This is a genomic window from Brachyspira sp. (assembly GCF_050873525.1).
In the GTDB taxonomy this organism is placed as follows: domain Bacteria; phylum Spirochaetota; class Brachyspiria; order Brachyspirales; family Brachyspiraceae; genus Brachyspira.
Map to the genome: position 1 here is coordinate 1 of NZ_JBNMIZ010000118.1, position 8094 is coordinate 8094.

At 30.8% G+C, this 8094-nt stretch carries 7 protein-coding genes; 3 read left to right on the forward strand and 4 right to left on the reverse strand.

Translation table 11 applies throughout. The annotated features are described in order from the left end of the window. The first annotated feature begins 33 nt into the window (after window positions 1-33). Complete coding sequence (locus ACR0QS_RS08520) at window positions 34-2256, forward strand: glycoside hydrolase family 2 TIM barrel-domain containing protein (protein ID WP_432633017.1); 2223 nt, start codon at window positions 34-36, stop codon at window positions 2254-2256. Between the two features lie 65 nt (window positions 2257-2321). Here ACR0QS_RS08520 and ACR0QS_RS08525 read toward each other — a convergent pair whose 3' ends face one another. After that, the gene (locus ACR0QS_RS08525) at window positions 2322-3131 is read right to left on the reverse strand and encodes a family 1 encapsulin nanocompartment shell protein (protein WP_432633018.1); all 810 of its coding nucleotides are present in this window, start codon (window positions 3129-3131) and stop codon (window positions 2322-2324) included. Window positions 3132-3148: 17 nt separating this feature from the next. After that, entirely contained in the window at window positions 3149-3499 is a 351-nt protein-coding gene (locus ACR0QS_RS08530; RefSeq protein WP_137998899.1) for a demethoxyubiquinone hydroxylase family protein, read from the reverse strand. Between the two features lie 135 nt (window positions 3500-3634). Between ACR0QS_RS08530 and ACR0QS_RS08535 the strand changes: the two genes are divergently transcribed. Together ACR0QS_RS08535 and ACR0QS_RS08540 are read left to right on the forward strand one after the other, a co-directional pair. Beyond that, entirely contained in the window at window positions 3635-4231 is a 597-nt protein-coding gene (locus ACR0QS_RS08535) for a tetratricopeptide repeat protein (RefSeq protein WP_432633019.1), read from the forward strand. Between the two features lie 62 nt (window positions 4232-4293). Then, window positions 4294-5463 (forward strand): iron-containing alcohol dehydrogenase, encoded by a 1170-nt coding sequence (locus ACR0QS_RS08540; protein ID WP_432633020.1) that lies wholly within the window; start codon window positions 4294-4296, stop codon window positions 5461-5463. 49 nt (window positions 5464-5512) lie between these two features. Here the strand turns inward: ACR0QS_RS08540 and ACR0QS_RS08545 are convergent, their stop codons facing one another. Both ACR0QS_RS08545 and ACR0QS_RS08550 read right to left on the reverse strand, forming a co-directional pair. After that, complete coding sequence (locus tag ACR0QS_RS08545; protein ID WP_432633021.1) at window positions 5513-6502, reverse strand: lysylphosphatidylglycerol synthase transmembrane domain-containing protein; 990 nt, start codon at window positions 6500-6502, stop codon at window positions 5513-5515. A 29-nt stretch (window positions 6503-6531) separates the two neighbouring features. Further along, window positions 6532-8049: a DUF5312 family protein gene (locus ACR0QS_RS08550; RefSeq protein ID WP_432633022.1), complete on the reverse strand. Its 1518-nt coding sequence runs from the start codon at window positions 8047-8049 to the stop codon at window positions 6532-6534. Between the last annotated feature and the right edge of the window lie 45 nt (window positions 8050-8094).

Here is an 8094-nt window from a genome sequence, read left to right on the forward strand (position 1 = left end):
AATAATCAAAAATATTTATTGGAGATAATTTTTATGAGAGAGATAATAAATTTCAACACTAATTGGAAATTTTTTAAAGAATGGAACGACAATATAAAAAAAGAATTTCTTAAAGGCGAAAATATAACTTTGCCTCACACCGTCCATGAAATTCCGATGCATTATTTTGACGAATCGAATACTTGGCTTATTACGGGCTACCAAAATATTTTTAATTACGACAAAGCAAAACTTAAAGATAAAAGAATACTTATAAATTTTGAAGGAGCTATGGCGGCTGCGGAAGTATTTGTAAACGGAAAAAGTTTCGGCGAGCATAAGGGCGGATATTTGCCTTTCATACATGATATTACCGAAGCATTAAAAGACGGAGACAATAATATAACGGTAAAATTGGACAGCAGAGAGCGAGACGATATCCCCCCTTTCGGAAACGAGATAGATTATTTATGCTACGGCGGAATATATAGAGAAGTTCAAATAATAATAACGGATAATATTTCGATAGAAAACGCGATGCTCACGGCTTTATCGAATCAAACTATAACTGGAAAAATCAGAATAAGGAATTCAAAAAAGGAAGCGATAAAAGAAACTCTATATTTTAATTTGTATAACAGAGAATATCTTATAGGAAAAATAAAAAAAGAGATTCAATTAAAAAACGAATTATTTACCGACATAAATATTGATTGGAATATAGAATCCGACAGAATAGAATTATGGGATATAGATAATCCGCGACTTTACAAACTCGATATAAGTTTGGATAATAAAGATTTGGTTTCGTTAAAACTTGGATTTAGAGACATAAAAATAACGGAAAACGGATTTTTCTTAAACGATAAAAGAATAAAATTGAGAGGATTAAACAGACATCAAAGTTTTCCTTATGTCGGCTACGCTATGCCCGAAAGAATTCAGAAAAAAGACGCCGATATTCTAAAATTTGATTTGGGATTAAATATAGCGCGCTCATCTCATTATCCGCCTTCAAGACATTTTTTAGACAGATGCGATGAAATAGGTTTGCTTGTTTTTGAAGAAATCCCGGGATGGCAGTATATAGGAAATAAGGATTGGCAAAAAGTTTCGATTGAAAATGTTAAAGATATGATTGAAAGAGATTTTCATCATGCTTCGATAATTATGTGGGGAGTTAGAATTAACGAGAGTCAGGATAATCATAGCTTTTATAAAGAAACGAATAAAGTCGCTCATAAATTGGATAAAACGCGTCCTACGGGCGGAGTTAGATATATAATCGGAAGCGAATTCCTTGAAGATGTATTTACCGTTAATGATTTTAATTATGATGGAAAAGAATCTCCTCTTAAAGCTCAAAGGTTTGTGACAAAATTAAATAAAAATGTTCCTTATATGATTACCGAATATAACGGACATATGTTCCCTACTAAAATGCAAGACCAGGAGGAAAGATTAGTCGAACATACAAAAAGACATTACGAAGTGGTTAATGCGATTGCGATTGACAATCATATTGCAGGCGGAACGGGATGGTGCGCTTTTGATTATCATACGCATTACGATTTTGGCTCGGGCGACAGAATATGTTATCACGGCGTTTACGATATGTTTAGAAATCCGAAATTTGCGGCAAGCGTTTATTCTTCTCAAATGGATACGGATAAAAAAATAATTTTAGAACCGATAACGATATACGCGAGAGGAGAACGTTCGATTGGAGGAATTACTCCGTTAATGATTTCCACAAACTGCGATTATGTCGAAGTTTATTTTAAAGATATTATGATTGCAAAAGAATATCCCGCTACAAATAAATATCAGGGATTAAAACATCCTCCGATTATTATTAATATTGACCAGAATATTCCTGGCGTAAGTTCTATGGATTGGGAAGATTTAAAAGTAATCGGCTATATAAACGGTAAAGCGGAAATTGAAAGAAATTATTTGAAAAATCCAACTTTCAAAGAATTGGAAATAACGGCGGACGATGAAGAAATATATTCTATAAAAGAAGGTTCCGCTTGGGACTCGACAAGAATAACTGTTAAAGCGGTTGACTCTGCTGGGAATAGACTTCCGTATATCAATGAAGCGATTAATATAGAAGTTAAAGGAGCGGGCGAATTGATAGGAAACGATAATCCCGTGTTGGAAGGCGGATATTATTCTTTTTGGGTAAAAACAAACGATAAGAAAGGCGCTATAAAAATAACTGTTTCAAATAAAAGAGTGGAAAGTAAAATTATAGAGATAAAAGTTAAATAAAAATTATATTATATAAATAAAAACCGCATACGAAATTATTAATCGCATGCGGAAAATAATTTTTATTATTCTAAAACGACTATGGCGTTTGGTTCTTTTATTCTTGGTAAAATCGTCTCCATTATTCTAAAACTATGATTTAAATCTTTCTGTTCCAAATATGCCGTAGCCATATCGACTCCTATAGCCAAATCTATATATTGTGGTTCAGCGCATATTACAGCGGCTTTTTTATCTTTTATAACTGAAACATTAAATAAATTTCCAATCATACTTGAAATTCTTTGAGCTTCAGTCATTCCCGTTCCTTCTTGTATTCTTTGCAAATCAAAATATAAACTTCTGCTTAAACATAAAACGATTTTTCCTACCATTCCCTTTTCCATAATCATATTGATAGCTTTAACTATATCTTTATACGGATTTTCTCCCGCAGCCCAGTCGCTTAATTTTAATTTTTGCGTTCCTTTTGCATTTAAAATTCCTTCCGCTCCTAATAATTCGTTTCCATAAAATATTAATTTGTCTTCTCTATTTGATAAATTTTGAGCAGCCAAAGACACGACAGATAAATCTAAAGGGGTTTTATTTTTTTCATTATTTTCTAAGTCTCTCCACAAAATAGTAAAATCTTCGTATAATTGAGGGAGTTCTACGGATTTTCTTCCAGATGTTTTAACTATACCGTTTTCAAATATTTCCTCTCTGTCATTTTTATCGTATTGAACGCTTATAGCTCCAGCGCCTAAAGGTCCGTAAATATTTAAAAATCTTCTTCCTATTAAAGTTCTACTCGCCGTTTCTATAACGGATTTATCTATATCTTTCCAAAAACTATTTTCAAAAGGCGAACTTTCTCTTGCCAAATAATCCATACCTTGCCTCCTTAAAATTATTTATTTTTCAAACTTCCAACCGTAAGTCCAGATAAGTTGGGTTCTTTTATGCCAAGCTCTTCCATAAGTTCTTTTACTTCCAATTCTCCAGATTCAAAATGTTCGGCTTCTTTAGGGTCCAAATGTCTTAAAAGAGCCATTAATTCTCCGACATGAGCTTTTTCTTCGTCTCTTATGTCGCTTAAAACGGCTTTTGCAACAGGGTCGTCAGTAGCCATAACATGAGCGTCATATAAATAAATCGCTTCCAATTCTCCAGCTATATCCAATCTTATAGCCTGAATTAATTCTTCTTTGTTTACCTTTCTTTGAACATTAGCGTTAAAAGGATTTGCAAAACTTGGCATATATACCTCCAAAGTAAATATTTTCTTATGATAATATACATTACTATATAAATTGAATAAAGTCAATATAAAAATATTTTGACATTTTATACTCGCTTTTATATAATTTAAATAAAAAATTATTAGGCTTAAAAAATGATAAATAAAGAAAATCGTTATTTTTACGGAGCGTTAGAGAATATTCAAAATAAAAATTACGAAAAGGCGATTGAGAATTTGCTTAAAGTAATAGAATTGGATGAAAAAAATTTGGACGCTTATTATAATTTGGCGAGAGTTTATTACGATATAAAATCTTACGATAAGGCTTTGGAAACTTATAATAAGTCGATAGAAATTTATCCGCATGACAGCGAAATTTATTATAATAGAGCGGAAACTTATATTGAATTAAATCGGCTCGAAGACGCTTTGAAAGATTTGGAGAAAGCGATTTCAATAAATAAATCCGACTCGGACGCTTATTATTTGATTTCCATTATATTTAGAAAACAGAAAAAATATAAAAAAGCGATTAAATATTTGAAAAAAGTTTTGGAGACGAACTGCGAAGATTATATTGCTTATTACGATATTTATAAATTATATAATATTTTAATCAAGCATGAGAAAGATGAAATTAAAAAAGAAAAATATTTGACTGTGGCAAATAAGAGTTTGAAAAAATCGGCAGATTTAGGTTATGAGAAAGCGATTAATAAATTGAAGTTGGAAAATGAAAAAACGGATTAATTGATATTTTACTTTTTTATTATACATTGGTTATTTTAATTAAATTATAAACGGAGAAAATTATGCAAAGTTTTATTTTTGATAATCCTACAAAAGTAATATTCGGTAAAGACGCTGAAAATAATATCGCGCCAGAAATAAATAATTTTGGAGCTAAAAAAGTATTTATAGTTTACGGTTCTAAAAGCGTTAAAGAAAGCGGTTTGCTTGAAAAAACGGAAAATATTTTAAAAAAGGCAAATATAGAATATTTTTTATTCGGAGGAGTAAGAGCAAATCCAGTTCTTTCGTATGCGCGAGAAGGAGTTAAAAAAGCGATAGATTTTAAATCGGATTTCATTCTTGCGATAGGAGGCGGAAGCGTAATAGATACGGCAAAAGCAATAGCGCTTGGAGTTGCAAATCCAAATATTGATATATGGTATTTTTGGAGCGGTAAAGAAAAAGTTTCAAAAAGTTATCCCGTAGGATGCATATTGACAATATCTGCGGCGGGAAGCGAAACGAGTATGGGAGCGGTTTTGACTAACGAAGAAACGGCAGAAAAAGTCGGTTTGAATGTAATACAAAATAGACCAAAATTTGCAATTATGAATCCTTGTTTAACTTTCACTTTGCCATATTATCAAATTTCATGCGGAATAGTGGATATTATGATGCATACAATGGACAGATATTTTGGAGATAGCGAAAATAATCAAACTACGGATGCCATAGCCGAAGCGATATTAAGAACGGTAATTAAAAACGGACTTATAGCAATGAAAGATAAAAATAATTATAACGCGATGAGCGAGCTTATGTGGTGCGGAAGTTTATCTCATAATAATTTAACGGGACTTGGAGCGGACAGCGATATGATAGCTCATAAATTCGGACATGAATTAAGCGCTAAATTTGATGTGGCGCATGGAGCGAGTTTGTCGGTTATGTGGGGTTCTTGGGCTAAATATTGTTATAAAGATAAAAAAGAAAGATTTATTCAATATGCAAAAAATGTATGGAATATAGAAGACGAAACGGGGCTAAAAGGAATTGAAAAAACTATAGAATATTTTAAAGAAATAAATATGCCTACGAATTTTACCGAACTTAAAATAGGAATACAAAGCGAAGATATTATAAACGAATTAACCGACAGAGCTACTAAAAACGGAACTTTGGAATTCAAAAAATTTAGAAAATTAAATCGAGAGGATGTTTTTAATATATTTCAAATGTCTAATGTTTAATTGCTATTACTATTTCTTGCAATACATATTAAATATAGTCCGTTGTTTATTACTGCCTCTTCGTTGCAGATTTTAAATCAATTCCCAAAGCAAATAAAAATATAAAACCTATTATTGTAATCGGAACTATTCCCATAATATGATATACCAAAGCGTATGGAGCGGCTATTGATTTGTCTACTCCTATTAAAGAAAGCCCGAAAATTATCGCCCACTCGAAAGGACCTATTCCCGAAGGAGCGGATGGAACGGCAAAACCAAAACCTCCCGCGGCAAATATGAATAAAGCGATTATCGGAGAAGCCTTTATATCGAAAGCGGTTAAAAGAAATCCTATAGTAAATATCTGTCCGATTAAATATAAAGCCGTATATAAAAAAATCAAAAATATATGTTTAATGTCGCTTTTAATTCCTATTCCGTCTATAAAATTGCAGGAAAATTCTATTAATTTAACAGATATTTTTTGAGGCAAAATTCCAAATACTTTATTAAAAACTTTATGAGCGAAAGATTTATTAAAACTCAAAAATACTAAAATTATTATTCCAACTATGGAAATTACAAATAAAAAAACCGCCGCATATAAAACCGTGTCGGGCAAATTTGGTATAAATATTAGCGAAATTGAAAGTATAACAACTCCTGTTATTACATCAAATAATCTTTCTGTGACAACGGACGCGAAAACTGCAGATTTACTAACGCCTTCTTTAGCGCCGAGAATATAAGCTCGAACGACTTCGCCAAGTTTAGCGGGAAGAACATTGCTCGCCATATATCCGATATAAACCGAAGCGATTATTGTTCTTTTTTTTATCGGTTCTTTTAACGGTATAAAACATTCCCATCTTAAAGCCCTGAAAACGATTATAACAACGCTTAAAATCAAAGAAATTATAACATAAGGAATTTTAATATTTTTCACTATTTCTATGGATTCTTTTATATCTATTCCTCTGAAAGCGAAATATAAACATAAAACGCTTACCGCTATTCCAATTATTATTTGAATTATAGTTTTATGATTTTTTTTCATTAAAGATTATTCCATAAATTATATTTTAATTATCTGACAAAATTTTTCATAAGCGAAATAAAATTTTCAAAATCTATTAACATCTTTTTTGCTATATCAACGCTAAATTTTTCCAAAGTTGAAATTCTGCTCGCATTTGAAATTTCTATTTTAGTTCCGTTTACGCAGTCTTCTATAATATTTTTTAATATCGTAGTCAAATCCAAAATGGAATTATATACATTGAGGACAATTTTATTTCCTTCGCCGTCTATTTTTTTTACCATATTTTCTATTAAATCTCTATTTGCGTTCGCTTTATTTTTCGACACAAGCCAAGTTCTAAGTCTTTTGAAATTATCCGATTCTGGACTCAAAGTCGAATCGAACATTTGTATTTCTTCTTTAGAATCATTTAAAGTATAGAAAGCGTCTAAGCCTTGAGAATTCCTTTCTTTGTGGACGAATTCGCAGCCTAAAAACATATCGTTTAACGGCGCTTTATATTCCATATCAAATATTTCGCTAACAAAAGTTTTAATATATTGCAAAGGTTCTATACAAGTAAAAACCTCGCAGTCAAATTCTTCCAACTGCGAATTTTTATCTTCGTTAACATTCGTCAGTTTTAATATTTCTATTCCGCTGAAAGTTTTATTTCTTATATTCGCTATTTTACTGTTTTTTATATCTTTAATTATGCTTTCCATATCGTTTTTTAAATTCTTTGCAAAATCGGTAATATAGTTTACAAATATATTAGTGTCCGAATAGGAAACATGAGGTTTATAAGTAAAATCTTTAAGAAGAAAAATTATTATATCGCTTAATAATTCAGGAGTTTGTAAATATCTTAATCTTGTCAAAAGCGCTTTCATATTTTTATCGGATATTTGGGATAATCCCGCATAGTTGCAAAATATATTTAAAGCTGATATAAGTTCTTTTTTTATTATTATACTGTTTACAGCATCGTCCAATTTAGTCAAATCGTCAACTACTTGAGGATTCGATGTATTTTTAAAATCTGGATTAGCGTTATATACTCCGTCCGCAAACGATGGGCAGAAAGACCTTAAAAACAAAAAGAAATCGAAATTAGATATATTGGCAAAATCTCTAATCAAATTGAAAGTTAAATTTATTTCTTTTCCGTTTTCTCCGCTTAAATAATTTTTGAATTTGAGGAAATTTCCTTTTATTTCTTCAAATACACTATTAGGATTTTTCCCCGCCTTAATTTTTGTAAGCATATATTCTTTATTTAAGGTCGCGTATATTTCTTTTATTTCATTATTAAAAGACACTTCTATCAAATAGTATGAAAACTGTTTTCCATCCCTTACTATAAATTCGTCTTTTAAAGCTGGCAGTAAATGAACTATGATTTTATATATTTCATATATAAATTTTGCGCAATTTGAAGTTATATTTTTTGTCTTTATTTCAACGAACTTGTATTTTTGGGAGGAAATTTTTTTAGCATATTCGTTAATACGCATTTTCTCCACCAATTCTGGCGTTCTTATGTTAAATAAACTGTATTTAATATAGTCAAATAAATTCACGGATATTCCTCTTAACCTATTTTATTAAGCTATATAATACATTAA